Genomic DNA, 25,620 nt, shown 5'->3' with positions numbered 1-25,620 from the left:
GCTATCGAGCGAATTCTCGGCTAGGCTTCCGACCATGCGGCAAACGGCAGTTTTGGCGGTTGGGGTGGCCGCTGCACTTGTCCTGGCAGGGTGTACTACGGAGACGCAATCCGGTGCACCTCCGCTCGACACGGAGACGCAATCCGGTGCGCCTCCGCTCGACGCAAGCGCTCTTGCCGCCTCGGTCACCCAGGACGGTGTGATGAGGCATTTAGAGGAACTGCAGAGGATCGCCGACGAAAACGACGGCAACCGAGCCTCGGGAACCTCCGGCTACGCCGCCAGCGTCGACTACGTGGCGGGAATTCTCGAAGACAGCGGCTTCGATGTACAGACCCCGGAGTTCGAGTTCCAGAAGTTCCACGTGAATGCCGCGGACTTGACGTCGGACGGCCTCGACTTCGAGGTGCATGCGCTGAACTATTCGCCGTCGACCGGACCAGAAGGGGTCGTCGGCCGCTTGGTTTCTGCGACGAAGGACGAGAGTCCCGGATGTGAGGCCACGGACTATGACGGCCTCGACCTCACCGGGGCAGTCGTTCTGGTGGACCGTGGTGTATGTACATTCGCGGACAAGCAGCAGGTTGCTGCCGATCGAGGCGCCGCTGCTGTAATTGTCGTCAACAATGAGGAAGGCCCCCTCGACGACGCAACTCTCGGTGATCCGGGGGCGGGAAGGATCCCGACCGGTGGAGTGAGCACGGCGGACGGCGCCGCGTTGGAGCAGGCTGGGGGTGACGTGACGCTGACACTGGACACCGCCACCGAGTCGGGCACGGAGCGTAACGTCATCGCCCAGACCAAGACCGGGGCGACCGACGACGTCGTGATGGTCGGCGCCCACCTCGACAGCGTCCCGGACAGTCCCGGCATGAACGACAACGGAAGCGGCGTGTCCGCGATCCTCGAGACGGCCGTCCAGTTGGGTGGCTCACCCGAAATCACGAATGCCGTGCGATTCGCGTTTTGGGGTGCCGAGGAGCAGGGTTTGATCGGCTCGAAGGCCTATGTGAACGGTCTCAGCGACGCTGAACGCAACGACATCGCGCTGTACATGAACTTCGACATGCTCGGTTCGGAGAACGCAGCATTCCTGGCCTACGACGGTGACGACTCCGACCGGCTCGGGGGTGGTCCCGGCCCCGAGGGCTCCGCGGGCATCGAGCGGACGTTCATCCAATTCCTCGAGGGCGGGGGCACCGCCGTCGAGGGCGCCGCATTCGACGGCAGATCCGACTACGCCCCCTTCTTCGACCGCGGGATTCCGACAGGTGGCGTGTTCAGCGGCGCCGAGCAGCTGAAAACCGACGCGCAGGTCCAGAAGTGGGGCGGGAGACCGCACGCGCCGTTCGACCCGAACTACCACGGCCCGAGCGACACGATCGACAACGTCGACCCGCTCGTTCTGGCAAAGAATGCTACCGCCGTCGCCTATGCGGTCGGGGTGTATGCAGATTCGCTCGCCGGACCGAACGGTGTGCCTACCGGAGAGGATCGGGTGAACGCGCGTGCCGGCCGGTGATGCCAGGCCTTTACGGGCTCGACGTGTGTAATTCCGGCGTATCAGGCACCATCGCGAATCGGTAGGGTTCCTAGTCGTGAAACTATTGCCCCTGAGCCCAAACGGCCAGACCCCAGTTCGTGTCCTCACCATCGCCGGAACCGATTCGGGTGGTGGTGCCGGGATACAAGCGGACTCGCGGACGATGGCGTTGTGCGGCGTCCACGCATGCGTCGCGGTCGCGGCGGTGACGGTGCAAAACTCGGTGGGCGTCAGTGGATTTCATGAGATTCCCCCGGAAACGGTGGCAGCACAGGTGCGTTGCGTGGTCGACGACATCGGGGTCGGCGCCGCGAAGACGGGTATGCTGGCTTCGACGGCGATCATCGAAGCCGTCGCGGGCGTATGTGCTGAGGTCGGAATCGGCCATGATCAACCGGTTCCGCTCGTGGTCGACCCCGTGTGCGCGTCGATGCACGGAGATCCGCTCTTGCACGCAGAGGCGCTCGATGCGGTGCGAAACACGCTCATTCCGATCGCTACGGTAGTGACACCGAACCTTGACGAGGTCCGCCTCATCACAGGCATAGACGTCGTAGACGACGCCACCGCACGCCAGGCGGCCGAGGCCCTCCATGGACTCGGAGCGCAGTGGTCGATCGTGAAGGGTGGTCATCTTCGTACCTCCTCGTCGAGCACCGACCTACTGTTCGACGGCGACAGCTTCGTCGAGTTCACAAGTCCGCGATTCGACACCGGCAACGATCACGGCGCCGGTGACAGCTTCGCCGCGGCGATCGCAAGCGCCCTGGCTCACGGGTGGTCGGTTCCCGACGCGGTGGCGTTCGGCAAGGAATGGGTCACCAAATGTCTGGAAGCGTCCTACGGTCTGGGCGCCGGGCATGGTCCCGTGTCCCCGCTGTGGCGGCTCAGCCACTCTTGACGCTGTGGCGGCTCGGCCACTCTTGACGCTGTGGCGGATCGGCCACTTTTGACGCTGTGGCGGATCGGCCACTTTTGACGCTGTGGCGGATCGGCCACTTTTGACGCTGCGGCGGCTATGGATCGCCAGCAGGTGTAGCCGTTCAACATAACCGTCCGCCATCTCTGTGACAGTTCATTCGAGAGAAAGTGAGACAGGGCCGAGGGGCATCGGTATAAAGGGTGGGTCGCGTCACAGATTGGTAACGGGCGCATACCCTAGGAGGACGAAATGCTGACGGATCAGCAGGTCATAGACATTGTCGACAATTCCGATCAAAATCGCTTCGAACTGCGTCTGAGTGGTGATCTGGTCGGGATCCTCGGATACTTCGACCTCTCGAAGGCGCCCGCCGGGACAGGCTTTGGGGTGCCACCAACGAGGCCGGCGATCGTGCGGAAGCATCGACCCGTCGTCTCGTTCATGCACACGGTGATCGTGGAGGACTTCGGTCACCGTGGACTCGCGGGCGTCATGGTGGGGGGCGCGCTCGATCTGGCCCGTCGGTACGGCTGGCAGGTGCAGCCCGTGTGCAAGTACGTGCAGAGGTTCGTCTCAACTCACCCCGAGTACCGGGATCTCATCGCGCCGGTCGCGCGCTGACGATCCGGCCGTATCCGGACACCTTTTGGAAATGAAAAATGAAACCCGAAATTGCACTAGCGAGAACGTCGTCTTACTGCTTTCATAGTGGCATGAATCACAGTTCGAACAGTTCCGAGTCGAGCGGGAGCGTGAGTATCAGCGATGCTCGCGTGCTCGACAACCCTGCACATGAACGATTCGATCTGTGGCTCGGGGACGAACTGGTGGGCATCCTCGGCTATCGAGACGAGGGTGAGATCCCCGGATTCAACACCGAATCCGGCGAGGTGATTGCTTTCATGCACACCGTCGTCAAAGAGGAATTCAGCGGTCGTGGGCTTGCTGCAGTTCTTGTGCGTGAGGCCTTGGACTCGGCCCTTGCTCGTGGCTGGAAAGTGCGTCCGATTTGCACGTATGTGCAGCGATACCTGGCACGGAACTCGGAGAGGCTGGACGTGCTCGTGCCCGACTAGTGTTCCATCGTCGAGCGTGCCGCTACCGCAAGCTGTCTATGCGATGAAGCGGCACGTCCTCAATCGCAGAGGTCCACGATGACCGGCGCGTGATCGCTGGCGCCCTTGCCCTTGCGTTCGTCCCGATCGATCTCGGCTTTGTCGACGCGGTTGGCCAGCGCCGGTGAGCCGAGGACGAAGTCGATCCGCATGCCCTGCTTCTTGGGGAATCGCAACTGCGTGTAGTCCCAGTAGGTGTAGACCCCAGGTCCGGGGGTGTGTGGCCGGACAACGTCCGCGAACCCGGATTCGACGAAAGCCCAGAACGCCTCACGTTCGGGTACGGATGTATGGGTCCTGTCTTCGAACAGAGCTGGATCCCACACATCCTCGTCGGTGGGGGCTACATTCCAGTCGCCCATCAGCGCGATCTGTGCATCCGGATTTTCCTGCAGCCACCCGACCGCATCGGTATGCAGCTTGGCCAGCCAGTCGAGCTTGTAGGTGTAGTGCGGGTCGGTAAGCTCGCGGCCGTTCGGCACGTAGAGGCTCCACACCCGGACGCCGTTGCAGGTTGCACCTATCGCTCGCGCCTCCTGGACTGGTGCTACCTCAGGATCCTTGTGGAACCCGGGCTGATCTTCGAAGCCGATCTGCACGTCCTCGAGCCCGACGCGCGACGCGATCGCAACACCATTCCACTGGCTCAGGCCGACGTGGCTTATTTCGTAGCCCGCTTCCCGGAAGCGCTCGTATGGAAACTGATCGTCCTTGCACTTGGTTTCCTGTATCGCCAGCACGTCGGTGTCGGTCCGCTGTAGCCAGTCCAGAATCCGGTCGGTACGAGCACGGACAGAGTTCACGTTCCAGGTTGCGATACGCACGGGAGCAAGACTAGCGCTAAGCTCCGACACCCCGCTTGCCGCCGGGATCGGTGGCGTAGCGGTAGTGATGGTGCGTGCGGAAGCCGATTCCTCGATACATCGCCTGGGCGGCCTCGTTCTCGGCGGCGACTTGCAGATACGCCTGGGTGGCGCCGTGCTCGTGCCCCCATTTGACCATGTCACCGCAGATCCGGGTGCCGATTCCCTGCCGACGGTGAGTCTCGGCCACCTCGACCGCGGTGAGGCCGACGCGGAGACGACCGTCGGGTACAGATGTCACGCAGCCGCGCGTAACCGCAAGCAGCGTCGAATCGTCTGCGCTGATCCGGCCGAAGCCGAGGGTGCCACCCTGGACCGAGTTCAGAACGTCGATCGCGGAATCGGGCAGTGCAGACCCGCGGTAGCGGTACAGGGCGAGCCAGTCGGGATCGGGTTGGTCGGTCACGACGGCCGATCGCGGACCCTCCGGTAGTGCCAGATCCTCGATATCGGCCGCCATCACGACCACTTCTCTGCTGACCTCCCAGTCGCGCGGGACGTCTCCCATACGATCCGGGATCAGTAGCCGCAGCGGGAGGCCGCGCTCGTCGTACCAGGCGCGAAGGCGTGCAAGTGTGCTTCGGGCCGAGGTGTCGTTCAAACTCCCGACAGTGCCGCGGTCGCCGAGAGGGCTCGCCGAGTTGGCGCGTCCGGTGAAGCCGTGGCCGTATCGGGCGAGCCACCCGTCGATCCACGCCTGCTCGACGCCCGGCCAACCGTCGACGGATGCGATTTCGAGGGAACGGATCTCGCTCGTCCGTATCGGACGCGGAGGAATCGTCCTGAGTGCAAGCACGCGCTCAGGTTCCACCTCGACAAGGGTGTCGTGCGCAGCGCGGACGATCACCAACGGCTCGACACTTTCCAAAGTGCCGATGACATCGGTCATCCGATGGCTGTGTCCGGGTGGCAACGCATATCGCATCACCACCCGGCTACCGAGCGGATGTTCAGCCCGCATGGCCGAACGGGTCTTCGACCGTTCCAGGGGTCCAACTGTGACCGGGTACGCCCCATCCTTCGCGCTTGATGGTCTTCTTCGCCGCACGCGCGTTGCGGCCGATCAACATGTCGAGATACAGGAGCCCATCGAGATGGCCCACCTCATGCTGAAGCATGCGGGCGAAGAGACCGTAACCCTCAATCTCGACGGGAGCTCCGTCGGCGTCCGTGCCCGTGACCTTCGCCCAGTCGGCTCGACCGGTGGGGAATTGCTCGCCCGGCACGGAGAGGCAGCCCTCGAGGTCGTCTTCCGGGTCCGGCATGGTCTCCGGGCGCTCCGAGGTTTCTAGAACGGGGTTGACGACGCAGCCCCGGCGCCCGCTGGTTCGGCCGTCCTCTCGCTCGTCAGGGCAGTCGTAGACGAATATTCGCAGCGGCAGGCCGACCTGATTGGCTGCGAGACCGACACCGTTTGCGGCGTCCATCGTGTCGTACATGTCGGTGATGATCTCGGCGAGTTCCGCAGGTGACAGGGATACCTCTTGGGTGGGTTCGTGCAGCACCGGGTCGCCCACGATCCGGATGGGGAGAATGGCCATGTTTGCCAAGGATAGCGCGGCGCGCCCGGGCCGTTGGCACTGCCTGTGGCCCTCGTCGTGGTTGAATAGTCACTGAAATACAGCGGTGTGATTCGTTTCTCGGTCGGCCACGGGATCGAGGAGTCGGGGGAGCGTGGTTTCGCTGAGGTCGGGCGAGAGCTAGTCGAGGAGTGAGATGGACGCTGCAACAGCGCGAAATCGGAATCAATCTGAGCGCACCGACGAGAACAACCTGACAAGGGCCGAGGACATCGGTGACGACGGTCTCACCCGTCGGGAACGCGACATCCTTTCCTTCGAGCGTCAATGGTGGAAGTACGCCGGCGCCAAGGAAGACGCGATCAAGGAACTTTTCGATATGTCCGCGACGCGCTACTACCAAGTCCTCAACGCACTGGTAGACCGCCCGGAGTCGCTCGCAGCAGATCCGATGCTCGTGAAGCGGCTACGCAGACTTCGAGCGAGCAGGCAAAAAGCCCGCGCCGCGCGCCGCCTCGGATTCGATGTCACGTAACTTCGATGCCACCTAGCACTCCATCGCTAAGGTCGACATCGTGAGCACTCCGAGACCCGAATCCTCCGGCCCGCCTCTGCGTGCCCTTGCAATGGTGCTGATAGCCCTTGCCATTCTGTTCGCAGGTATCGGGTTCGCGTCCCTGGCAGGCTCGAACTCCGAGGAAACCGCCGCGACACCGACTGAGGCCAGTACGACCGCGCCCGCGGGAGCAGTGGGCGCGGCGCAGGCTTCCGAGACGGCTCCCCCTGCCGCGACCACACCCGAGTCGGCGGATGTGAGGTCGGTCTCGGTTTCGGTATTCAACAACAGCAGTGTCAATGGTCTCGCCGGCGAGACTGCCGCAAGGTTGACGGACTTGGGTTGGACGGTTTCGGAAACGGGCAACTACAGCGACAGTGCCGTCTCCGAAACCACTGTCTATTACGGAACTTCCGCCGCGGAGCAGGAGGCAGCGACGGAGATCGCTTCTCAGCTCGATGTATCCGCCGAGCCGCGGTTCCCGGGTATCGACGATCTGCCCGAGGGCGTGATCGTCATCGTCACCGCTGCGTCGTAGACCGGACGCAGGTGCGCCGAGCGCTGCCGTTATGATCAGTCGCAGTTCTTTGCCACCTCAAAGGAGCGGTTTGATGGCCTCGAGTTCTTCCCGGCGGATGTCCTGGCGCAAAGTCACCCCAGTTGTGGCCATTGCTGCATTCGGGCTAGCCGCATGCAGCAATAGTGAGGAGCCGAGCGACATTCCTGGCACCACCCCTCCGGTCTGGACGGGTGCGGCGGACCCTGGTGCCGTGGGCGCTCCCGGCGATGCCCCCAGCGATTCGCACGGGTCCGGTGGGGCTGGTGTTGCCACCGCGACGCTGAGGGATGCCGACGGTGCCGAGGTGGGTTCTGTCACGTTCCGGCAGGACGGCGACCACGTAACGGTTACGACGTCGGTCGAGGATCAGACGCCCGGATTCCACGGCTTCCACGTCCATTCGATCGGAGCGTGCGAGCCGAACTCGGTCGCGCCCACCGGCGGCGAACCCGGCGACTTCCTGTCCGCAGGCGGACACTTCCAGGTGGACGGTCGCTCTGGTCACCCCGCAAGCGGCGACCTCACTTCGATACAGGTGCTGGCTGACGGTACGGCCGAATTGGTCACCACCACAGATTCCTTCACGGTCGAGGATCTCGAGAACGGCGACACCGGTACCGCAATCATGATCCACGCGGGTCCCGACAACTTCGGCAACATCCCCGCTCGTTACGCACCTGCTCCGGATCAGGTCACCCTGGACACCGGGGATGCGGGCGCTCGCGTAGCCTGCGGTGTCATCCACGTGAGCTGAGACCGTGTGATGTCCCGGTAGATTCCGGGGCGGATGTGTGCTGCCATGCGCCCTGGCCTGTGGTTGGATCGGTATCGTGGTAGTTCCCTTTCCCGGATCCCCTCGGCCGACACTCGGTGTCGAGTGGGAGATCGCGCTGGTCGACAGAGTTACGCGAGATCTCTCCAACACGGCGGCGGAAGTGTTCGCCGCCGTGGAGGATCTGGCGGGGCCGGGGAATCCGCGTATCACGAAGGAACTTCTGCGCAACACCGTCGAACTCGTCACCGGAATCCACTCCACCGTCGGTGAGGCGATGGACGACCTGGGTGAGTCGCTCGACCTGCTGCGTCGTGCGGCGAATCCTCTCGGGGTCGATCTCATTTGCGCGGGCACACACCCATTCGCCCGCTGGTCTTCCCAGTTGGTCACGCGCACACCGGATTACGACGAGCTGATCGAGCGTACCCAGTGGTGGGGCCGTCAGATGCTGATCTGGGGTGTGCACGTGCATGTCGGTGTATCTTCGCCGCTGAAGGTGTTCCCGATCCTCAATGCCCTGTTGCAGCAGTATCCGCACTTGCTGGCGTTGTCCGCGTCTTCACCGATGTGGGGAGGAGTCGACACCGGATATGCGAGCAACCGTGCGCTCATGTTCCAGCAACTACCGACGGCGGGGCTTCCGTACCAGTTCGCGAATTGGGCGCAGTACGAGGGTTTCATCAGCGACCAGATGAAGACTGGTGTGATCACCAAGATCGGTGGGATGCACTGGGACATAAGGCCTGCGCCGCAGTGGGGGACAATCGAGGTCCGTGTCTTCGACGGGATCCCTACGCGCGCGGAGCTCAGTTCCCTTGTCGCCCTCGTGCACTGTCTGATCGTCGATTTGGACCGGCGTTTCGAGGCGGGCGAGAGGCTGCCGAACCTGCAGCCGTGGCACGTCAAGGAAAACAAATGGCGAGCCGCACGGTACGGGCTCGATGCCGAGATCATTCTCGACGAGGACAGCAACGAGCGTCTCGTCACCGACGATCTGAACGACTTGCTCGAGAAGCTGGCACCGACCGCAGCGCGACTGGGCTGCGCAGACGAATTGGCTAGTGTCGCTGAGATTCCGCGCCGGGGAGCCTCCTATCAACGGCAACGGCGTGTCGCCGCAGAGACTGGAGGCGATTTGGTCGCTGTGGTCGACGCACTGGTGAAGGAGCTTGGGGGGTGATGCCCTTCGAACGGGTCGATTACACCCTCCCGCCGCTTCACGGGTTGTCGACACCCGGCGGGTGTGCCGTCCCCGCCTGCCCCTCTTGCTCTCGATATGCCACCCGGCCGACCCGGTGTGCGATCACCGGAGCCGTCAAAAGGATGAAGATGCAGGCCAGGATCAACATCCAGATGTCGACATTTCCCCGGAGTTCGATGACGGTTCCCACAAGGATCATGATGAGACCCACCACTTGAGGTTTGGTGGCGGCGTGCATGCGTCGCAAAGTGTCCGGGAATCGAACGATGGCGATCGCTGCTGTCAGTGAGAACAGGGAACCGCACAGCATCAGCGCGGCACCAATGACGTTCAATGCGGTGCTCACTTGTCACGCACCCGGAAGCGTGGCACCGAAATCGAACCGATGAAGCCCATCAGAGACAGTGCGACGATGGCAGGCACGATCGTGGAATCTCCCGTATAAGCAGCCCAGACGGCGAGCCCACCCATGAAGAGTGCGATCAACGTGTCGAGCGCGACGAGCCGATCCAGTGAGTTGGGGCCGTCCAGGAGACGATAGGTCGTCAGTAGTGCGGCGACGACCAGGATCGTCCCGGAAATGATCGCGACGACTGTCATGAATTGTTCTCCTGCGAGTGGTAGTCGTACTCCAGGTCAGTATTTCGCCAGGCGCTCGGCTTCCAGTCAGAGTCCCGCTCGAAGGCCGCGATGAACAACCGTTCCAGATGCGCGACTGTGCGATAGAACTGTCGGACTGCCTTCTCGGAGCCCATGTCGAGGACGTGAACGTAGACGACCCTCTTCTCCTGGTCGATCTCGAGGACCATGGTGCCTGGAATGTGGTTGAGGAGATCGATACACAGAGTCAGCACCAGATCCGACTTGATGCCCAGCTGGTAGCGCCGAACGCCGGTGGCAGGCAGCGGTCCGGGTCGAAGTGCCAACCAGGCGACCTGGAGGCTTGATTGGATCGCGTAGTACGCGAACATCACCATCAGTTGCAGCAGGGGAAGGATGTGCACCCTGCCCTCCACCGGCACTTGCGGCAGGGGCATGAGCACGGTGATGAGGACGCCCACTGCGAGTCCGCCGATGATGTTGGCGAAGCTCACGTTGCCCCACAGCAGGATCCACACCGCGGTGAGCCACAACAGTGAGACGAGGCGGAGAATTCTCTCGCGTTTCATCGGGGTGCCTCCTGCGCTTCGCCGACGTGACCGCCGAGGACTGCGTCGATGTAGATCGAGCGGTCCTGCAGATCGCTCGCCGCGCGATCGCTGATATGGATGATCTGCCCGGCGAAGACCGTCATCGCTACCCCCACCGCGACGAGCGCGATAGTGGGTATCAACATCATTGCAGGCATACGGCCGACGTCGGGGCGATCGTCGTAGGCGATGACTACGTCGGACTCGTCGAGCAATGCGGACGGCCCGACATCGGCGAGATCACCTTCCGGGGCATCTGCCCGGGCCCGCCAGAACGCCTTGGCCCACACGCGCGCGACGGCGTAGAGAGTCAGCAGGCTGGTTACGGTGCCGCCGGCAACGAGAATCCATGCCAGAGTGCTCCCGTCCTCGGCGCCAGCCTGCAGCAGCGCGACCTTGCCGATGAATCCCGAGAACGGCGGAATACCACCGAGGTTGAGCGCAGGCACAAGGAAGACGATGGCGAGGACCGGGCTGGCGGCAGCGAGTCCACCGAGGCGGCGCAGCGACGAAGATCCGCCTTGTCGTTCGATCAGACCAACCACGAGGAACAGTGTGGTCTGCACGAGGATGTGGTGGGCCACGTAGTAGATGGCGCCCGAGAGACCCTCCTGAGTGGACAGCGCAACGCCGAACACCATGTAGCCGATGTGACTGACCAGTGTGAAGGACAGCAGACGTTTGATGTCGGTCTGCGCTATGGCTCCGAGAATGCCGACGAGCATCGTCAGAAGGCCGCACACCATCAGCAGGTTGTCGAGATCGCCCTGGGGGAACAGTAGCGAATGAGTACGAATGATCGCGTAGACGCCGACCTTGGTCAGCAGGCCGGCGAACACGGCGGTGACAGGAGCAGGGGCAGTGGGATAGGAGTCGGGTAGCCACGCCGACAACGGAAAGACGGCGGCTTTGATGCCGAACGCCACGAGTAGCACGCCGAAGATCGCCGCGCGTGTCCCGGATGGGATGCCGTCGAGACGGGTAGCCATGTCGGCGAGGTTGAGTGTTCCGGTCGCCGCGTAGGCGAAGGCGATTCCCGCCAGGAAGATCAGCGACGACAGCATCGACACCATCACGTACGAGACACCCGCACGGACCCGGTCGGCGCTCGCCCCGAGTGTCAGCAGCACGAAACTTGCGGCGAGCAGCACCTCGAATCCGACGAAGAGGTTGAACAGGTCGCCGGCGAGGAACGCGTTGGAGATGCCTGCCGTCAGCGCCAGATAGGTGGGTTGGAAGATGGAGACAGGTTGGTCGTCGCTGCCGTCGCGGATGCCCTGACCGACTGCGTACGCCATGACGGCGAGCAGCACGATCGACGAGACGACCAGCATCAGCGCAGACAGCCGGTCGACTACCAACGTGATCCCGATCGGGGATTCCCAGCCGCCTACCTGGATTGCCGTGGTCCCGTCACGGTCGGCGAGATAAAGGAGCAGCCCGGACACGACGAGCACGGAGATCAGCGCGACGAGTGTGATGACCCGCTGGGCACGGGGGCGACGACCGAGAACCATCGTGGCAGCCGCGCCGAGCATCGGGATGAGGACAGGCAGTGGCGCGAGGGTTCCGATGATGTTCGGGGATATAGTCACGGCTTCTCCCCGATCTCGGCTGTGTCGGTATCTTTTCCGTCTTCCTCGCCTTCGAAGTCGCCCTCGTGAAGACCCTCATACGATTCGAGGTCCTCGAGGTTCTTCAGTTTGTCCAGCGGGATGGGATGTCCGTCCTGGTCGAATGCGTCGCCACCGAAGCTGGGCTCGCCGGTGATCGGGTCGTCAGAGCGGTCGCGGTCCGGAGCCTCGGCACGTGAACGCCGTCTCAGGACCCGGGTGTCTTCTTGGTCGTTTTCGAGAGCGTCCTGGGTGGTGATCGTGAACGAGCGGTAGGCGAGCGCGAGGACGAATCCGGCGATACCCATCGTGATGACGATCGCCGTCAGGATCACTGCCTGGGCGAGGGGATCGGCTATCGACTCGTGAATCGAATCGCGGCCGACGATCGGCGGGTTGCCGTCTGGACCGGCCGACGTCAGGATCAGCAGATTGATCCCGTTGCCGAACAGGAGCAGGCCCAGGAGCATCCGGGTGATACTGCGCTCGATGAGCAGATAGGTGCCGGCCGACAGCAGTGCGCCGACGATGATCAGGAATCCGATGTCGGCGCTCATCGCTGATTCACCTCGATCTTCGCGTCGAGGCGGGCCCCGAGGCTACGGAGGATGTCGAGCACGAGACCGACGACGATGAGATACACACCTAGGTCGAAGAACAGCGACGTGACCATCTTCACGTGACCGATCAATGGCAGCGTCACCTCGAAGACCGCGGAGGACAGCGCCGGGGCGCCGAAGAACAGCGACACTACCGCGGTGCCCGCGGCCAGGGTGAGGCCCAAGCCGAGGAGCTTCCCCGCATCGACCGGCACCGTCTCGCCGAGTTCGTATCGTCCACCTGCGAGGTAGCGCAGCACCAATGCAAGTCCGGCCGTCAGTCCGCCGGCGAAACCGCCACCAGGAGCGTTGTGGCCGGCAAAGAAGAAGTACAACGACATCACCATGATGGCCGGGAAGATCAGGCGGGTCGTCACCTCGACGACCAGTGATCGATGCTTCGGGTCGATCAGGTCCCCGGCGAGCAGCCACGTGGTCTCCGACTGCGAAGGCGGCGAAACTACTTCGGCGCCTGTCGCGTCGGACACCCGCGGCGCACTGCCGAAGCGGCGGTTGCGGAACACCAGGCTCGCGACTCCGGTGGCGGCGACGAGCAGCACCGATATTTCGCCGAGTGTGTCCCACGCGCGAATGTCGACAAGCAGGACGTTGACGACGTTCTTGCCTTCGCCGAGATAGTAGGCGGCATCGGGGAGCCTCTCGTAGATCGGCGTGGTGTTACGGGCGTTGACGGCGTACGCGCCGATGGTCGTGATGGTGGCACCCACCGCCACGGCAAGTAGCGCCCGCGGAAGCTTGAACCCGATCGATTTCCGCTCATCCACTTCGGCCGGCATCTTCCGGAAGACGAGCACGAAGATGACGAGAGTCACCGTCTCGACCAGGAACATGGTGAGTGCGAGGTCGGGTGCCCCATGAAGTGCGAAGAGGACACCGAGGCCGTAGCCGGTGAGCCCGACCAGGATCGCGCTGGCGAGACGGTTGCGCATGACTGTGGTGGCAATCGCGGCCGCTACCATCATCAGGCCGATCGCGAACTGGATCGACGAATCCCACAGCCGGACGTCGGCACCGGTTCTGGTGCCGATGATCAGCAGTACCAACGGCACCACTGCGAGGGTCACGAGAATGGTCGATTGCGTGAGGGGAAGCGAACCGCGCTGTGTGGCACCGGTCAACCGCATCGACAGGGAGTCCATGCCGCGCAAGGTTGCGTCGTAGATCCGATCGGCGTTGCCGACGGGCAGAAAATCGAAATGTAGTCGGCGGGCCCAGCCCTGTGCGGCGAACAGGGCGAAGCCGGCGACGATCACCAGCAGTGTGAGTAGCAAAACGGTGTTGAATCCGTGCCACAGTGCCAGGTGGTACTCGGTGGCGCCCGCTGCGGGCAGCGCGCTCGAGTAGGGCGTCAGCAGCGTCTCCAGTTGCGGGGCCATTAGTCCGGCGGCCAGACCCAGAACGGAGAGAATCGCGGGAGCAGCGAGGAAACCGGGGCTGACGGCACCCATACTCCGCACCGCGGCGCTCGGGTAGTGGTGCGCTTTGCGGCCGAATGCTCCCCACACGAAACGTGCGCTGTAGGCGACCGTGAGAATCGATCCGAGTACAACCACAGCGACCGTGGCAAGTCGTGCCGGGTCCGCGAGGACGGACGTGCCCAGCAGGGCGTCGTAGGCTGCTTCCTTGCCGACGAATCCGAGCAGTGGCGGCAGACCTGCCATGCTCGCCGCGGCCAGCGCGGCGAAGGCCGCCAGCGTCGGCGCTCGTCGACCGAGGTGCGCGAGCTTGCGGATGTCGCGGGTGCCTGCCGTGTGGTCGATGATCCCGACCACCATGAACAGGGACGCCTTGAACAGCGCGTGAGCCACGATCATCGTCATCCCGGCCAGCGCGGCGTTCCGCGTACCCAGGCCGACGAGAACCATCATGAAACCGAGTTGGCTGACGGTTCCGAAAGCCAGGAGCAGCTTCAGGTCGTACGATCTCGTCGCTCTCCACCCGCCGAGCACCATGGTCAGCACGCCGAGAGTGATGATCGTGGCCCGCCACGGTGCCGCATCCGCGAATCCGGGGGCCAACCTGGCCACCAGGTAGATGCCCGCCTTCACCATGGCCGCGGCATGTAGATAGCCACTGACCGGCGTCGGGGCGGCCATCGCCCCGGGGAGCCAGAAGTGCAGGGGAACGATCGCGGACTTCGATAGTGCGCCGACCAGGATCAGAACGATCGCTACCCCGGGCAGCCATCCACGCGGTGCGACCTCGATCACCTCTGACAGGTTGTAGGTGCCCGCAACCTGGCCGAGGATGATGATGCCGACGAGCATGGACAGCCCGCCTGCTGTGGTGACCAGGAGAGCCTGCCCCGCGGCGCGACGGCTCGATGCACGTTCGGCGTAATGACCGACCAGCAGGAACGACAGAACCGTCGTCAGTTCCCAGAAGGTGAACAGCAGCAGCATGTTGTTGCTGGCGACGAGGCCGAACATAGCCCCGGCGAATGCCACCATCTCGGCGGCGAAGATGCCCAACCTCGGCTCGTCATCGGTGAAGTAGCGGGCGCAGTAGATCAGGATGAGTGTGCCGACGCCCAGCACCAAGACGGACATGATCGCGGCGAGCGGATCGAACCAGAAGTCGATGTTCATCGACAAGCCGGGAACCCACTCGATGGAGAGTGTCTGCTCAGTCCCCCAGTGCGAGAACACCCACCCGAGCGAGACCAGTGGAACGAGGGAAAGAAGGTAGAAAGCGTTACGGCCGAACCTGCGCACTACGAGCGGAGACAGAACCGCGGCTATGGCATGGGCGAGCAGAACAGCGAGCAAAGGCACTCCGTCGGGGTCAGCGGGGTGTCGGCACGAACATTGTGTGTTGTGTAGGGCGGGCTGTAAGTGGGGCTTACTGACATCGTACTGGTTCGGTTAGCGGGGCCAATGATCGCTGGAACCGGCGCGGTGTGATGGAGAACCCCGCGCAGACTGCCCTATCGTGTGCGCGTGCCCGCAGAAATCCGAACAGCCGCGCTCGCCCACGTCCGCGACAGGAGGCTCCTCCAGACCAGGTCTGTCGGCAAGTCCGCGTTCTATATGGCGGGAGGCAAGATCGACCCTGGCGAGAACGCCGAACAGGCGCTGCATCGAGAGATCCGGGAGGAACTCGACGTCGCAATTGTGGATGGCACCCTCGAACCGCTGGGCGTCTTCGAAGCTCCGGCTTACGGTCATCCCGCGGGTACCGATCTGCACATGACGTGCTTCCTCGCTGAACTGACCGCGGAGCCTCGGCCGACGAGCGAGATTGCCGAACTGCGGTACTTCACCGTCGACGAGTACGCCGCAATGTCTGAGGTGGCACCGGGTTCGATGCTGGTGTTCCGGAGGCTGCAGTCTCTCGGACTGCTCGACTAATCCCGCTGCTGCGTCTCGCCCCATGCTCGGTGCTGCTCACGTACCCAGTAGATGCAGAAGCCGACCACGAGCAGCATCGCCACACCCGCGAGGTGATCGGACGCCGCCGCAGAGGCGGGCGATGACGGCAACCGTTCGTCGAAGCCCGTGGTTATCATCCTCTGTCCCAGCGAATCGTATTCACCCGAGTAGACGACTCTGCTGCGTGGAATGTTGGTCGCCGACACGAATACCAAAGACGCGAACGGCAGCACGAAGCCGAGTGCGGCCACGGGCGCTGATACCGGCAGGGCCGCGGCGAGCGCGAAGCCGATACCCACATTCAGCAGAACCAATTCGAGGAGGAGCGAAACGCTGTCCTCACCGAAGGCTGGCCAAATGGCCGATACCAAAGGGACAAGGGCGCTGAGGCTCAGTCCCCACTCAGGTTTGCGACGGTGCGGCGGGACCCGGACCGCGACACCGATTCCCGCCACGAGTGCGAGAACGCCGACCGCCAGCAGGGCGGGCGCAGAGGTTGTGACCGGTTGTACCCGGAGGTCGTCGAGGACGGGCACGGCGGCGGCGGTCGCGCCGGTCGCCGTCAGAAGGAAGCGGCCATCGACCTGGGTGAATCTGTGCGCGATCACAGCTGTGGATGCCAGAAGCACCGCGATGGACAACGCGACGATCATCCACACGGTCATGGGCTCGCCGAACTCCTGATCGTCGATCCACGCACCGAGCACTCGGTTGAGGACTGCAAGTACCAACGCGCCGACGAGGGCCGTCAACAAGACGGTGCCCTCGGGTGTTTGCACACGGAATCGCGGCTGAGCCAGGGCGGCCGCCATGAGCGTGAGGAGGAGAACTCCGAGCAGCAGCCAGAGTGGAGGTTCACCGATCGTGGAGGTGCTCTCGGTCGCCGGCTCGAGGTAGTCGGCCCCCGCACGCGGCAGTCTCTGCACACTTGCGAGGACGAAGGCGATCGCCACCCCGAGGGTCAGCGCCAGCTGCGGCCACCAGCGCCCCCACACCGCGGCGACCGCGCAGCCAATGAGGATCCCGGCCGCCGAGGTCTTGGCGAAGTGCAGGACGATCAGGGCATCGATGCCGCTCACTTGGGGCACCGCCCAGCGTGCACCGATCAGGACGAGCGCGCAGAGGGCCGCCACCAGCCATGATGCCCGCCGGGAGCCGGATCGCTGCAATCCGGCCACGGTGACGACGGCCAAGACCAGCGCCGCCACGACGCCCGTTGGCTGGCTGCTGAGCCATCGGTCGATCTCGCGATCCGACGCGTTGATGATCCACGCTCGGTTGCGGGGATTGGTGAGGACGAACCCGGCCAGGCCTCCGGACGCGACAGCCGCTGCAGCCGATACGGGTGCGCGGAAGTCCATTTTTCCACCGTACTCGAGCGAGTGGCCTTTTCCACCGTACTCAGCTGATCAGCGTGACTCCGCGTACTCCCTCAGGTGTGCCATCTGCTCGGGATCGAGCGAGGGCCGTACTTTCTTGCGGGCTTCCGCCACGTCGGCGGCGGTGACGTCGGGAGCTTCGATGTCGCGGCGCATCGCAGCGAGGGCCGCTTCGCGCAGGAGCGCCGAACAGTCGGCGGCCGAGTAGCGGTCGAGGTCGTCGGCGAGTGCGTCGAGATCGACATCGTCCGCAAGGGGAACGGACTTACCGGAGGTGCGCAGGATCGCGCGGCGGGCGTCGCTGTCCGGTGGAGGCACGAACACCAGCCGTTCGATTCTCCCGGGCCGCAACAGTGCCGGGTCGATGAGGTCGGGCCTATTGGTGGCGGCGAGGACCACCACGTCGCGAAGCGGTTCGACGCCATCGAGTTCGGTCAGTAGCGCGGCCACCACTCGATCGGACACGCCGGAGTCGGAACTCTGGCCACGCCGCGGGGCAAGGGCGTCCAGTTCGTCGAGGAAGATCAGTGACGGCGCCGAGTCGCGCGCACGCTGGAATAGTTCTCGGACGGCCTTCTCGGACGCACCCACCCACTTGTCCATGAGTTCGGCGCCCTTGACGGCATGCACACTCAGGTGTCCCGAACTTGCAAGTGCCCTGACGAGATACGTCTTTCCGCAGCCGGGCGGCCCGTAGAGCAGCACTCCCCGCGGGGGATCCACACCCAGTCGCGCGAACGAATCAGGGTGCTGCAGCGGCCACAAGACCGCCTCGGTCAGCGCCCGTTTCGTCTCTGCCATGTCTCCGACGTCTTCGAGTGTGACACTGCCGATCGCGAGTTCCTCGCTGCCCGTTCGCGATAGTGGGCGTATTACGTCGAGGGCGCCGAGAAGGTCCTCCTGTGCCAGTACCGGGTCGGCGGGACTCTTGACGGCACGCGATGCGGCGCGCAGGGCTGCTTCCCGGCACAGCGCAGCGAGGTCTGCGACGACGAACCCTGGTGTGCGGGCAGCGATCGCGTCGAGAGCGAGTTCGTCGGTTGGGACTTTTCGCAGAAGTAGTTCCAGCAGGGCCTTCCGGGTTGCGGCGCTGGGCAGAGTGAGAGCAAGCTCGCGATCGCACAGGTCTTGTCCGCGCAGTCTGGCGTCTATCGATTCGGGGTGCGCCGTTGTCGCAACGAACGCGACCCCCACGGTTTCGACCGCGCGGCGGAGTTGATCGACGATCAGTGCTGACGCGGGCTCGGGGGTGGCGGGCAGGAGGGCGTCGATGTCGGTGATCAACAGGACTCCGCCGGAACGGATCGACTCGGCGGCAGCCGTGACCCGCTGTAGCCGTGAATCAGCCTCGAGCGCGCCGACACTCGGTCCGTCGAGCTCCACGACGCGGTGCGAGGCGAGTGTCGCACGGGCGAGAGTCGCCTTGCCGACTCCCGCCGGTCCGGTCACCAGTACGCCCAAATGAGGTGAAGCACCGAGCTTCCGAAGTAGTTCGGGTTCGTCGAGCGCGAGCCCCAGCCACTCGGTGAGCTTCGCGGCTTGGGTTTGGGCGCCGATCAAATCATCGACCGGAACCGGCGGCACCTCGGCAGCCATGCGCGCCTGCACGGAGGTGGCGGGCTGTGCAGTAGCGGCAGATGTCATGGTGCGCAGACCCTCGCCCCAGCTGACCGCGGTGTTGGGTTGCACGCTCACCGGACCACCGGTCGGATCGACCCCGGTCACAGTGAGCAACTCCGACGTCCACGCGACACCGAACGTTCGCGAGAGTGCCTGCGTGGCAGGCAGGGTGCTGGTTCCAGGACCGAGGTCGCGTGGGAGCAGGGATACGGTGTCGCCCACGGTGAGGACCTTGCCGAGGAGTGCATGGCGCAGGGTGATGTCGGAAACGGAGTTCACAGCCAGATTCGAACCGCTGACCGTCACGGTCTTTCCGCCGTACACCGTCACCGGTGTCACTACGACGGTGGCGTTCTCCGACAGTCCTGCGTTGGACAGCGTCACGTCATCGAGGAGCGCGGTCCCGGTAGGGGTTCCGGCCGGTGCATGGCCGGCAACCGCGGCGGTCCGGCGGGCACCGACCAGCGAAATGGCATCCCACTCACGGATACCGAGGGCGGCCAAGGCTTCCGGGTGCAGCCGCACGACGCCGCGTCGCGCATCGGCGGCCGAAGTGTTCAGTCGGACAGTGAGCGCGAGTTCCGGTGAGGTCACCCGTAGAGCCTACGTGGCTATCTGGCGCGGGGCCGCCGCAACCCGAGACGTGCGGGCGACCGCCGCCCGCGCCCGGCGGGCTGACGGCGAATGGCGCGTCTCTCGGCCGGCTTGATGTCCCACGTCTCCGGTCGGGCGGCGACCCAACGCTTTGAACGAACTGCGAAGGGGATGTGCGCCAGGTACACCGCGATGAGGGCGATCAGCAGGATATAGGGGTACGTCACCAGGGCCGCCGCCGCGAGCGCGACGAGAACGAGTAGACCGGCGGCCATGCGTGGGGGCACGGATACGGTCTTCAAGGCCAATGTCGGGATCCTGCTGACGATCAGGGCCGCGGTGAGCACAGTCCATGCCACGACAACGGGGTACGACGACCACCAGCCCTCACCCCACTGGGCTGTCGCTGCCAACGGGGTCAGCGCGACCAGCGCACCGGCCGGAGCCGGGACACCGGTGAAGTACTCGTTCTCGTAGCCCGGGATGTCGTCTTCGTCGAGCAGCGTGTTGAACCGCGCAAGTCGCAGCACGATGCTGACCGCGTAGATCAGCGCCAGGATCCAGCCGAAGCTCTGACCGTCCAGCAGAGTTACGTAGAGGATGAGAGCGGGGGCGACACCGAATGAGATGGAATCGGCCAGCGAATCGAGTTCGGCACCCATCTTGCTCGTCGCGTCCAGGAGCCGCGCGATCCTCCCGTCGAGGGAGTCGAGAACCGCTGCTGCGCCGATCATCGCGAGCGCTCTGCCGAGGTCGCCATCGAGTGCGAACTTGACGCCGGACAGCCCGGCGCACAGGGCGAGGATCGTGACCACGCTCGGCAGCAGCCGAACTGCCTGCTGAGGCCGCCGTCGTCGTCGTTGTCTCGTGGTGGCGATCACGGCAGTTGAGCGATGACTGTCTCGGCCCCGATCGTCCGCTGTCCACGCTCGGCGAGCAGAGTGGTGCCTGCGGGGAAGTAGGTGTCGACGCGGGAGCCGAAACGGATCAGACCGTACGTGTCGCCGATCGGGAGTGTGTCGCCGATTTTGGCGTCGCACACGATCCTGCGAGCGAGCAATCCGGCGATCTGAACAACTGCGATGTCGTGGCCCTCGGGAGTATGCAGCAGCATGCTGTTGCGCTCATTGACTTCGCTGGCGTCGGCGAGGTCGGCCGAGAGGAACTGTCCGGGTCGGTGTACGACCTTCCGCACCACGCCGCCTACGGGGCTGCGCTGGACATGCACGTCCAGCACCGACAGGAAGATGCTGATCCGGGGGAGTGGTTCGGTACCCATGTCCAGCTCACTCGGCGGAACGGCCGAGTCGACGAGTGCGACCTCACCGTCGGCGGGTGCGACCACCACGCCGGTGCGGTTGGGCGGCACTCGATGTGGGTGCCGGAAGAAGGCGGCGCACGCCGCGGCAGAAGCGATCGCCCCGCGACGGACCCAGGTGCGCTTGCGGCCGAGAACGGCCACTCCCAGGGGGCCGAGAACGAAGGGCAGCCCAGCCGGATGGAGAGGTGGAATTGTTCCCCGGACGAGGTCGGCGATGTGCCGTACCCCCGTGGTTTGTGGGGTTCCAGGGTGTGTCGGCTTGCGTGCCACGGGCTCCTCTAACTATGTCGGACTTCACGTGCTACCTGCGCTTTGCCGGTAGCCCTCATAGATTACGTGAGCGCTACCGGCCGCAAGGCGTCCAGTAGAGAGTACGCACCCGGGTGAACTGATCTGCGAACGGACGGTCGCCGGAGGGGTTTGCTCGACCCTGCGACCGCAGCCGCGTTACTTCCTCTCAGCCTCCGCCTTGATGCGGGCGAGCGTCGTGTTCATGCCGTTGATGCGGTCGACGTCGGAGTCGTCATTGTCGTCACTGTCGCCGAAGAGGGTCTTGACGCCGCCGAAGAGGGTCTTGACCAACCGCGACAGCGTGGATGCCTCGGTCGGTATCTCGCGGCGCTCGACGACCGTGGTTCCTCCGGCGTTGGGTTCGAGTTCGTACGACCAGACGGCACCGTGCTCGAGGATGCGGAACGCAATCTCCTTGTACGGTTCGAACTTGACGACCTTGGACCTCGTCGGCCAGACGATGAAGCCCTTGCGGTTGATGTTGAAGGTTGTCGTGCCTTCTCGAACGATGCCACCGAGGACATGCATCTGGCGGCACTCTGGGCTCCACTCGCCCATCCTCTTCAGGTCGGACACCACTGCCCACACTTCTCGAGGGGTCGCGGCAATGTCGATTTTGGCTTCGAGGGGGTTGGCCATCAGTTGTCTCCACGCGGCTAATAGTGATACGGATGGTTACGCTTACTTCTGCACCATCGTAGGTGCCTGATGAAGCCCCGCGAAGGGCCCGCATTACGCGGGCCGCCGACGCCGCGTTACTTTCTCTCCGCTTCCGACTTGATGCGGGCGAGTGTGGTGTTCATGCCATTGACGAGGTCGACCTCGAAGTCCTCATTGCCGCCGAATACGGTCTTGACCAGGAACTGCGACACCCTTGACACATCGGTGGGTATCTCGCGACGCTCGATGACGGCCGTTCCGCCGGCATTGGGTTCGAGTTCGTAGGACCAGACGGTGCGATTTTCGAGGATGCGGAACGCGATCGCCTTGTTGGGCTCGAACTTGACGACCTTCGAGGTCGTCGGCCAGACGATAAAGCCCTTGCGGTTGATGTTGAGCGTTCTCGTCCCTTCTTGAACGATGCCGCCCAGGACGCGCATGCGCCGGCACTGTGGGCTCCACTCGCCCATCCTCTTCAGGTCGGACACCACTGCCCACACTTCTCGAGGGGTCGCGGCAATGTCGATTTTGGCTTCGAGGGGGTTGGCCATGAGCTGTCTCCAGTCAGATAAAGGTGGTACGGGCAGTAACGATTACTTCAGCGCAATCGTAGGTGCTGCGGACAGCTGCATGTGCGGTGGGTCACTCCATCGCGCTGGCGCGTCGAGCGATCCGAACTTCTTCCGCTCGTCTCGTCGGAATCGGATGTAACAGGCGGGAACTGTTGACGATGAACCTTTTGTGGACGAAAGTTTGCAATTGTAAGAGAATCGTTGCCCAGTTGGTTTGGGAAGTGATCTGAAGTGAAAGTACATCCGATACTGCGGCGGAATCGAAGGTCTGTCCCTCTACTCCAGTCGGCTCGCATGCGAGGACGACCGTCCTCATGGCCGAGTGAGAAACTCGAACGCCTCCTGACGCCCCGCGAGATCGAGGAAGTCCTCCGCCGCAAACTTTAGATCGGCTTGCTCAGGCCGTCCCGCAACCGGCGCGTTAGGGGGACGGCCTGAACAGGTCGTTACCGCAGCGGGTCGAAATGTCGCACGACGCTGGGCACCGGTCCTCCAGTCACGGATTGGGCGGTGATGCGCCCGGTGAGCGGGCCCAGCGCAACGCCCCACATTCCGTGACCGCCGGCCACGTGGACGCGGGGTGAGCGGGTTGCACCGATGAGTGGGAGTCCGTCGGTGGTGCAAGGCCGGGAACCGACCCACTCCTCCCTACGGGCTTCCCAGTCGATGCCGGTGAGCACCGACTTTCCGGTGTCGACCATGGCTTGAATGCGGCGAGGGTCGAGAGGTGCTTCGGGACTGCGGAACTCCATCATTCCGGCCACGCGGAAACGGTCGTGCAGTGGAGTGCACGCCAACCGCTGGATCGGGAAGTAGACGGGGTTCTTCGGCATCTGACGGGGCTGGACGCTGAAACTGTAGCCGCGGCCGGCCTGAACCAGCGCTCGAACTCCGAACGGTCGGGTGAGGGCGTTCAGCCTTGCACCGCTGGATACGACAACGGCATCGGCGGTCACGAAATCGGCGGTGCGCGACATCAGGCGGACACCCCCGTGTTCGCTGTCGTCGATCGCCGAGACGTCGAAGCCGGGCACTATCTCGCCGCCGCGGGACCGCACGGCGTCCGCGAGGGAGTGCACGAAACGCGGTGGATCGACGAAGCGCTGGTTGCGCAGTCGCAGACCCGACACGACATTGTCGCCGAGGCTTGGTTCGAAGGATCGGATTTCGTCTCCGTCGAGACGGTCGTACTCGACCTCCCCGCCTGCAGCTTCGAGGTGCGCGAACTCGTTGACCAATATTTCCCGGTCGCTGTGCGATGTGAACGCGGCCAGGAACGGGTCGGCCAAATGGGTCTGCTCCCACACGCCGCCGTCTGCGAGCTCGTCATAGGCGCCCAGTGACATTCGGTTCACCTCGGCGTACACCCTCATCGCGGACTCCCAGCGAGAGGTGGTGCAGTGCCTGGCGAAGCCGACCAGGAAACGGATGAGGTGGGCGTCGGCGGTGAGGGGGACGTACACGGGTGAGGACGGCTTCAGCATCGCCCGAAGCCCATACCTCAGGACCGCTGGTTCGGGAAGTGGCAGCGTCAGCGCGGGCGCCAGCCATCCCGCGTTTCCCCAGGAAGAGTCGCCTGCGACACCCTTTCGGTCGACGACCGTGACGCGAACGCCACGCTCTTGAAGGAACCACGCCGTCGACAACCCGACGATCCCCGCTCCGACGATCGCGACGTGGTTCGGGTGTCTGTCTGTGCTCATGTCTCCATGATCGGTCGAGGGAGACGCTGGGGGATTGGCCGTTCGGCCAGTGCCGAACAGGGGCCCCTGTGCAATCGGACAGGGGTTGCAACTGTTCCCAAGAATGTGGAACTCCCTGTTGTTCTGTGGAGAAATCTCCGTTGGCAGCGTTTCCCCACGAAGTGTCGGCGACTGCCCGCATAGTCGAAAACATGTTCGAATTGGGTGCGTCGGGTGGGGCCAAAATTCGGTGGCGGGCAGTGGGGGTTGTCGGGTGAGTACGTTGCTGCAGGCGTACCGGTTCGCCCTCGACCCCACACCCGACCAAGAGTCGGCGCTGCGGTCGCATTGTGGGGCGCAGAGGTTTGCCTACAACTGGGGGTTGGCCGTCGTGAAAGCCAACCTGGATCAGCGGGCCGCCGAACGCTCCTACGGGATCGGCGGCGATGATCTCACTCCGGCGGTGGACTGGTCCGCGTACTCCCTCCGCAAGCACTGGAACCAGGACAAGCACCTGGTGGCCCCGTGGTGGGCGGAGAACTCGAAGGAGACCTACTCCTCCGGGCTGGCGAACCTCGCTACCGCATTGTCGAACTGGTCGAAGTCCCGGTCCGGGAAGCGTAAGGGTCGCCGGGTCGGCTTCCCCCGGTTCAAGGGCAAGAGGTCGGCGTTATCGTGCCGGTTCAGCACCGGGGCGTTCGGGCTGACCGACTCCGACCGCAGACATGTGAGGCTGCCGCGGATCGGGATCGTCCGGACGCACGAGTCCACACGGAAACTGGCCCGCCGCATCGACGCCGGCACGGCCCGGATCCGGTCCGCGACCGTGTCATTCCGGCGGGGCCGGTGGTTCGTCTCGTTCTCCGTCGAGGTCCGGCGGGCCGAACCCGAAACGCGGACAGTAGCTTCACCGTCGGTGGTCGGGGTCGACCTTGGGGTGAAGACCTTGGCAGTCCTGTCGACCGGAGAAATGATCGAGAACCCGAAGCACCTCGAACACGCCCAGAAAAAACTGCGCCGCCTCAACCGGCAGGCCGCACGCCGGGTGGGTCGGGACAAGCGCACCAACCAACAACCGTCGAACCGGTGGCTTGCCACCCAGGCGCGGGTCGCCCGGTTGCACTCCTACGTGGCCGATGCCCGCCGGGACGGGTTGCACAAACTCTCCACCCGCCTGGTCCGCACCCACGATGTGGTCGTGCTGGAGGATTTGAATGTGGCCGGGATGTTGCGGAACCGGTCGCTGGCCCGGCATATCGCGGGGGGTCGGGATGGGTGAGGTGCGCCGCCAGAGCGTGTACAAGGCGGAGTGGCAGGGCACCGCCGTGCATATCGCGGACCGGTGGTATCCGAGTTCGAAGACGTGTTCTGCTTGCGGGGAAGTGAAAGCCAAGCTGTCCCTCAAGAAACGAGTATTCAAGTGTGAATGCGGTTTACGTCTGGACCGTGACCTGAACGCCGCCCGCAACCTCGCGGCCCTGGTTCAGGCGTCCTCCCCGAGTTGCGGGGCGACGGTAAACGAGCCCGATGGAACCCCGCGGAAGGCCCGTACCGTGCGGGCGGCGGGGATCGCCACGGGAAGACTCACACCCCGTGTGAGTCAAGGCCGGGACCGTGAGGTTTCGGATCAGGGAACAGATTTACCCTGAACGG

Annotated in this window: 27 protein-coding genes; 11 read left to right on the top strand and 16 right to left on the bottom strand. The window is 64.2% G+C overall.

Annotated features, from left to right (window positions below):
• Positions 1 to 34 precede the first annotated feature (34 nt).
• The 4 genes from BFN03_RS13220 to BFN03_RS13205 all read left to right on the top strand — a co-directional run bounded on the left by BFN03_RS13220 (position 35) and on the right by BFN03_RS13205 (position 3,541).
• The gene (locus BFN03_RS13220; RefSeq protein WP_157109605.1) at positions 35 to 1,522 is read left to right on the top strand and encodes a M28 family peptidase; all 1,488 of its coding nucleotides are present in this window, start codon (positions 35 to 37) and stop codon (positions 1,520 to 1,522) included.
• 76 nt (positions 1,523 to 1,598) lie between these two features.
• Positions 1,599 to 2,444 carry a bifunctional hydroxymethylpyrimidine kinase/phosphomethylpyrimidine kinase gene (gene thiD, locus BFN03_RS13215; RefSeq protein ID WP_070379383.1) on the top strand — a complete coding sequence of 282 codons (846 nt, stop codon included), beginning with the start codon at positions 1,599 to 1,601 and terminating at the stop codon, positions 2,442 to 2,444.
• Between the two features lie 270 nt (positions 2,445 to 2,714).
• Positions 2,715 to 3,086, top strand: coding sequence for a GNAT family N-acetyltransferase (locus BFN03_RS13210; RefSeq protein WP_070379382.1), 372 nt, complete (start codon positions 2,715 to 2,717; stop codon positions 3,084 to 3,086).
• A 92-nt stretch (positions 3,087 to 3,178) separates the two neighbouring features.
• Positions 3,179 to 3,541 (top strand): GNAT family N-acetyltransferase, encoded by a 363-nt coding sequence (locus tag BFN03_RS13205; protein WP_070379381.1) that lies wholly within the window; start codon positions 3,179 to 3,181, stop codon positions 3,539 to 3,541.
• A gap of 59 nt (positions 3,542 to 3,600) precedes the next feature.
• On the opposite strand, the gene BFN03_RS13200 is transcribed toward BFN03_RS13205, so the two are convergent.
• The 3 genes from BFN03_RS13200 to BFN03_RS13190 are packed head-to-tail and all read right to left on the bottom strand — an operon-like array spanning position 3,601 to position 5,984.
• Positions 3,601 to 4,404, bottom strand: a complete 804-nt coding sequence (locus BFN03_RS13200; protein ID WP_070379380.1) for an exodeoxyribonuclease III — start codon at positions 4,402 to 4,404, stop codon at positions 3,601 to 3,603.
• 16 nt (positions 4,405 to 4,420) lie between these two features.
• Complete coding sequence (locus BFN03_RS13195) at positions 4,421 to 5,404, bottom strand: N-acetylglutamate synthase, CG3035 family (RefSeq protein ID WP_070379379.1); 984 nt, start codon at positions 5,402 to 5,404, stop codon at positions 4,421 to 4,423.
• A complete protein-coding gene (locus tag BFN03_RS13190; protein ID WP_070379378.1) occupies positions 5,394 to 5,984 on the bottom strand; it encodes a peptide deformylase in 591 nt (196 codons plus the stop codon). Before BFN03_RS13190 ends, BFN03_RS13195 begins: the two co-directional genes overlap by 11 nt.
• A gap of 175 nt (positions 5,985 to 6,159) precedes the next feature.
• On the opposite strand from BFN03_RS13190, the gene BFN03_RS13185 reads away from it, so the two are divergent.
• The 4 genes from BFN03_RS13185 (at position 6,160) to BFN03_RS13170 (ending at position 9,033) form a co-directional block, all read left to right on the top strand.
• Complete coding sequence (locus tag BFN03_RS13185; protein WP_070379377.1) at positions 6,160 to 6,498, top strand: DUF3263 domain-containing protein; 339 nt, start codon at positions 6,160 to 6,162, stop codon at positions 6,496 to 6,498.
• A gap of 40 nt (positions 6,499 to 6,538) precedes the next feature.
• Positions 6,539 to 7,057: a LytR C-terminal domain-containing protein gene (locus BFN03_RS13180; protein WP_070379376.1), complete on the top strand. Its 519-nt coding sequence runs from the start codon at positions 6,539 to 6,541 to the stop codon at positions 7,055 to 7,057.
• Positions 7,058 to 7,130: 73 nt separating this feature from the next.
• Positions 7,131 to 7,832, top strand: coding sequence for a superoxide dismutase[Cu-Zn] (sodC, locus tag BFN03_RS13175; RefSeq protein WP_070379375.1), 702 nt, complete (start codon positions 7,131 to 7,133; stop codon positions 7,830 to 7,832).
• A 76-nt stretch (positions 7,833 to 7,908) separates the two neighbouring features.
• Complete coding sequence (locus BFN03_RS13170) at positions 7,909 to 9,033, top strand: glutamate--cysteine ligase (RefSeq protein ID WP_070379374.1); 1,125 nt, start codon at positions 7,909 to 7,911, stop codon at positions 9,031 to 9,033.
• Positions 9,034 to 9,070: 37 nt separating this feature from the next.
• Here the strand turns inward: BFN03_RS13170 and mnhG are convergent, their stop codons facing one another.
• Genes mnhG through BFN03_RS13140 form a run of 6 tightly spaced genes read right to left on the bottom strand, consistent with a single transcriptional unit; the run spans position 9,071 to position 15,245 of the window.
• Positions 9,071 to 9,400 (bottom strand): monovalent cation/H(+) antiporter subunit G, encoded by a 330-nt coding sequence (mnhG, locus tag BFN03_RS13165; RefSeq protein ID WP_070379373.1) that lies wholly within the window; start codon positions 9,398 to 9,400, stop codon positions 9,071 to 9,073.
• Entirely contained in the window at positions 9,397 to 9,654 is a 258-nt protein-coding gene (locus BFN03_RS13160; RefSeq protein WP_070379372.1) for a monovalent cation/H+ antiporter complex subunit F, read from the bottom strand. The genes mnhG and BFN03_RS13160 overlap by 4 nt, the downstream gene beginning before the upstream one ends.
• Complete coding sequence (locus tag BFN03_RS13155; RefSeq protein WP_070379371.1) at positions 9,651 to 10,223, bottom strand: Na+/H+ antiporter subunit E; 573 nt, start codon at positions 10,221 to 10,223, stop codon at positions 9,651 to 9,653. Before BFN03_RS13155 ends, BFN03_RS13160 begins: the two co-directional genes overlap by 4 nt.
• The gene (locus BFN03_RS13150) at positions 10,220 to 11,839 is read right to left on the bottom strand and encodes a Na+/H+ antiporter subunit D (RefSeq protein ID WP_070379370.1); all 1,620 of its coding nucleotides are present in this window, start codon (positions 11,837 to 11,839) and stop codon (positions 10,220 to 10,222) included. Before BFN03_RS13150 ends, BFN03_RS13155 begins: the two co-directional genes overlap by 4 nt.
• Positions 11,836 to 12,414 (bottom strand): Na(+)/H(+) antiporter subunit C, encoded by a 579-nt coding sequence (locus tag BFN03_RS13145; protein ID WP_070379369.1) that lies wholly within the window; start codon positions 12,412 to 12,414, stop codon positions 11,836 to 11,838. Before BFN03_RS13145 ends, BFN03_RS13150 begins: the two co-directional genes overlap by 4 nt.
• A complete protein-coding gene (locus tag BFN03_RS13140; protein ID WP_070380902.1) occupies positions 12,411 to 15,245 on the bottom strand; it encodes a Na+/H+ antiporter subunit A in 2,835 nt (944 codons plus the stop codon). The genes BFN03_RS13145 and BFN03_RS13140 overlap by 4 nt, the downstream gene beginning before the upstream one ends.
• Positions 15,246 to 15,410: 165 nt before the next feature.
• On the opposite strand from BFN03_RS13140, the gene BFN03_RS13135 reads away from it, so the two are divergent.
• Positions 15,411 to 15,827: an NUDIX hydrolase gene (locus tag BFN03_RS13135; RefSeq protein ID WP_070379368.1), complete on the top strand. Its 417-nt coding sequence runs from the start codon at positions 15,411 to 15,413 to the stop codon at positions 15,825 to 15,827.
• Here BFN03_RS13135 and BFN03_RS13130 read toward each other — a convergent pair.
• The 7 genes from BFN03_RS13130 to BFN03_RS13100 form a co-directional block, all read right to left on the bottom strand.
• Complete coding sequence (locus tag BFN03_RS13130) at positions 15,824 to 17,209, bottom strand: hypothetical protein (RefSeq protein WP_070379367.1); 1,386 nt, start codon at positions 17,207 to 17,209, stop codon at positions 15,824 to 15,826. The two genes, BFN03_RS13135 and BFN03_RS13130, sit on opposite strands and share 4 nt — an antisense overlap.
• Positions 17,210 to 17,257: 48 nt before the next feature.
• Complete coding sequence (locus tag BFN03_RS13125; protein ID WP_070379366.1) at positions 17,258 to 19,441, bottom strand: AAA family ATPase; 2,184 nt, start codon at positions 19,439 to 19,441, stop codon at positions 17,258 to 17,260.
• Between the two features lie 17 nt (positions 19,442 to 19,458).
• Positions 19,459 to 20,322, bottom strand: coding sequence for a CDP-diacylglycerol--serine O-phosphatidyltransferase (gene pssA / locus BFN03_RS13120; protein WP_070379365.1), 864 nt, complete (start codon positions 20,320 to 20,322; stop codon positions 19,459 to 19,461).
• A complete protein-coding gene (locus BFN03_RS13115) occupies positions 20,319 to 21,032 on the bottom strand; it encodes a phosphatidylserine decarboxylase (protein WP_070379364.1) in 714 nt (237 codons plus the stop codon). The genes pssA and BFN03_RS13115 overlap by 4 nt, the downstream gene beginning before the upstream one ends.
• 177 nt (positions 21,033 to 21,209) lie before the next feature.
• A complete protein-coding gene (locus tag BFN03_RS13110; RefSeq protein WP_070379363.1) occupies positions 21,210 to 21,692 on the bottom strand; it encodes an SRPBCC family protein in 483 nt (160 codons plus the stop codon).
• Between the two features lie 116 nt (positions 21,693 to 21,808).
• Complete coding sequence (locus BFN03_RS13105) at positions 21,809 to 22,264, bottom strand: SRPBCC family protein (RefSeq protein ID WP_070379362.1); 456 nt, start codon at positions 22,262 to 22,264, stop codon at positions 21,809 to 21,811.
• Between the two features lie 467 nt (positions 22,265 to 22,731).
• Positions 22,732 to 23,988 (bottom strand): NAD(P)/FAD-dependent oxidoreductase, encoded by a 1,257-nt coding sequence (locus BFN03_RS13100; protein ID WP_070379361.1) that lies wholly within the window; start codon positions 23,986 to 23,988, stop codon positions 22,732 to 22,734.
• Between the two features lie 253 nt (positions 23,989 to 24,241).
• On the opposite strand from BFN03_RS13100, the gene tnpB reads away from it, so the two are divergent.
• Positions 24,242 to 25,246: an IS607 family element RNA-guided endonuclease TnpB gene (gene tnpB / locus BFN03_RS13095; RefSeq protein ID WP_198163269.1), complete on the top strand. Its 1,005-nt coding sequence runs from the start codon at positions 24,242 to 24,244 to the stop codon at positions 25,244 to 25,246.
• Positions 25,239 to 25,616 (top strand): zinc ribbon domain-containing protein, encoded by a 378-nt coding sequence (locus tag BFN03_RS20650; RefSeq protein WP_198163268.1) that lies wholly within the window; start codon positions 25,239 to 25,241, stop codon positions 25,614 to 25,616. Before tnpB ends, BFN03_RS20650 begins: the two co-directional genes overlap by 8 nt.
• Positions 25,617 to 25,620: the final 4 nt, after the last annotated feature.

This window comes from Rhodococcus sp. WMMA185, assembly GCF_001767395.1.
GTDB lineage: Bacteria > Actinomycetota > Actinomycetes > Mycobacteriales > Mycobacteriaceae > Rhodococcus_F.
Note: the sequence above shows the minus strand (reverse complement) of the source record. Positions and strands in the feature narration are given on the sequence as shown.

Bases quoted from the DNA above. Each gene is read 5' to 3' on its own strand.
- BFN03_RS13210 (WP_070379382.1), top strand. From the start codon at position 2,715: ATGCTGACGGATCAGCAGGTCATAGACATTGTCGACAATTCCGATCAA.
- BFN03_RS13155 (WP_070379371.1), bottom strand. From the start codon at position 10,223: ATGAAACGCGAGAGAATTCTCCGCCTCGTCTCACTGTTGTGGCTCACC.
- BFN03_RS13100 (WP_070379361.1), bottom strand. From the start codon at position 23,988: ATGAGCACAGACAGACACCCGAACCACGTCGCGATCGTCGGAGCGGGG.
- BFN03_RS13190 (WP_070379378.1), bottom strand. From the start codon at position 5,984: ATGGCCATTCTCCCCATCCGGATCGTGGGCGACCCGGTGCTGCACGAA.
- BFN03_RS13105 (WP_070379362.1), bottom strand. From the start codon at position 22,264: ATGGCCAACCCCCTCGAAGCCAAAATCGACATTGCCGCGACCCCTCGA.
- BFN03_RS13130 (WP_070379367.1), bottom strand. From the start codon at position 17,209: ATGGACTTCCGCGCACCCGTATCGGCTGCAGCGGCTGTCGCGTCCGGA.
- BFN03_RS13195 (WP_070379379.1), bottom strand. From the start codon at position 5,404: ATGCGGGCTGAACATCCGCTCGGTAGCCGGGTGGTGATGCGATATGCG.
- BFN03_RS13160 (WP_070379372.1), bottom strand. From the start codon at position 9,654: ATGACAGTCGTCGCGATCATTTCCGGGACGATCCTGGTCGTCGCCGCA.
- BFN03_RS13185 (WP_070379377.1), top strand. From the start codon at position 6,160: ATGGACGCTGCAACAGCGCGAAATCGGAATCAATCTGAGCGCACCGAC.
- sodC (WP_070379375.1), top strand. From the start codon at position 7,131: ATGGCCTCGAGTTCTTCCCGGCGGATGTCCTGGCGCAAAGTCACCCCA.
- BFN03_RS20650 (WP_198163268.1), top strand. From the start codon at position 25,239: ATGGGTGAGGTGCGCCGCCAGAGCGTGTACAAGGCGGAGTGGCAGGGC.
- BFN03_RS13145 (WP_070379369.1), bottom strand. From the start codon at position 12,414: ATGAGCGCCGACATCGGATTCCTGATCATCGTCGGCGCACTGCTGTCG.
- BFN03_RS13220 (WP_157109605.1), top strand. From the start codon at position 35: ATGCGGCAAACGGCAGTTTTGGCGGTTGGGGTGGCCGCTGCACTTGTC.
- BFN03_RS13110 (WP_070379363.1), bottom strand. From the start codon at position 21,692: ATGGCCAACCCCCTCGAAGCCAAAATCGACATTGCCGCGACCCCTCGA.
- BFN03_RS13205 (WP_070379381.1), top strand. From the start codon at position 3,179: ATGAATCACAGTTCGAACAGTTCCGAGTCGAGCGGGAGCGTGAGTATC.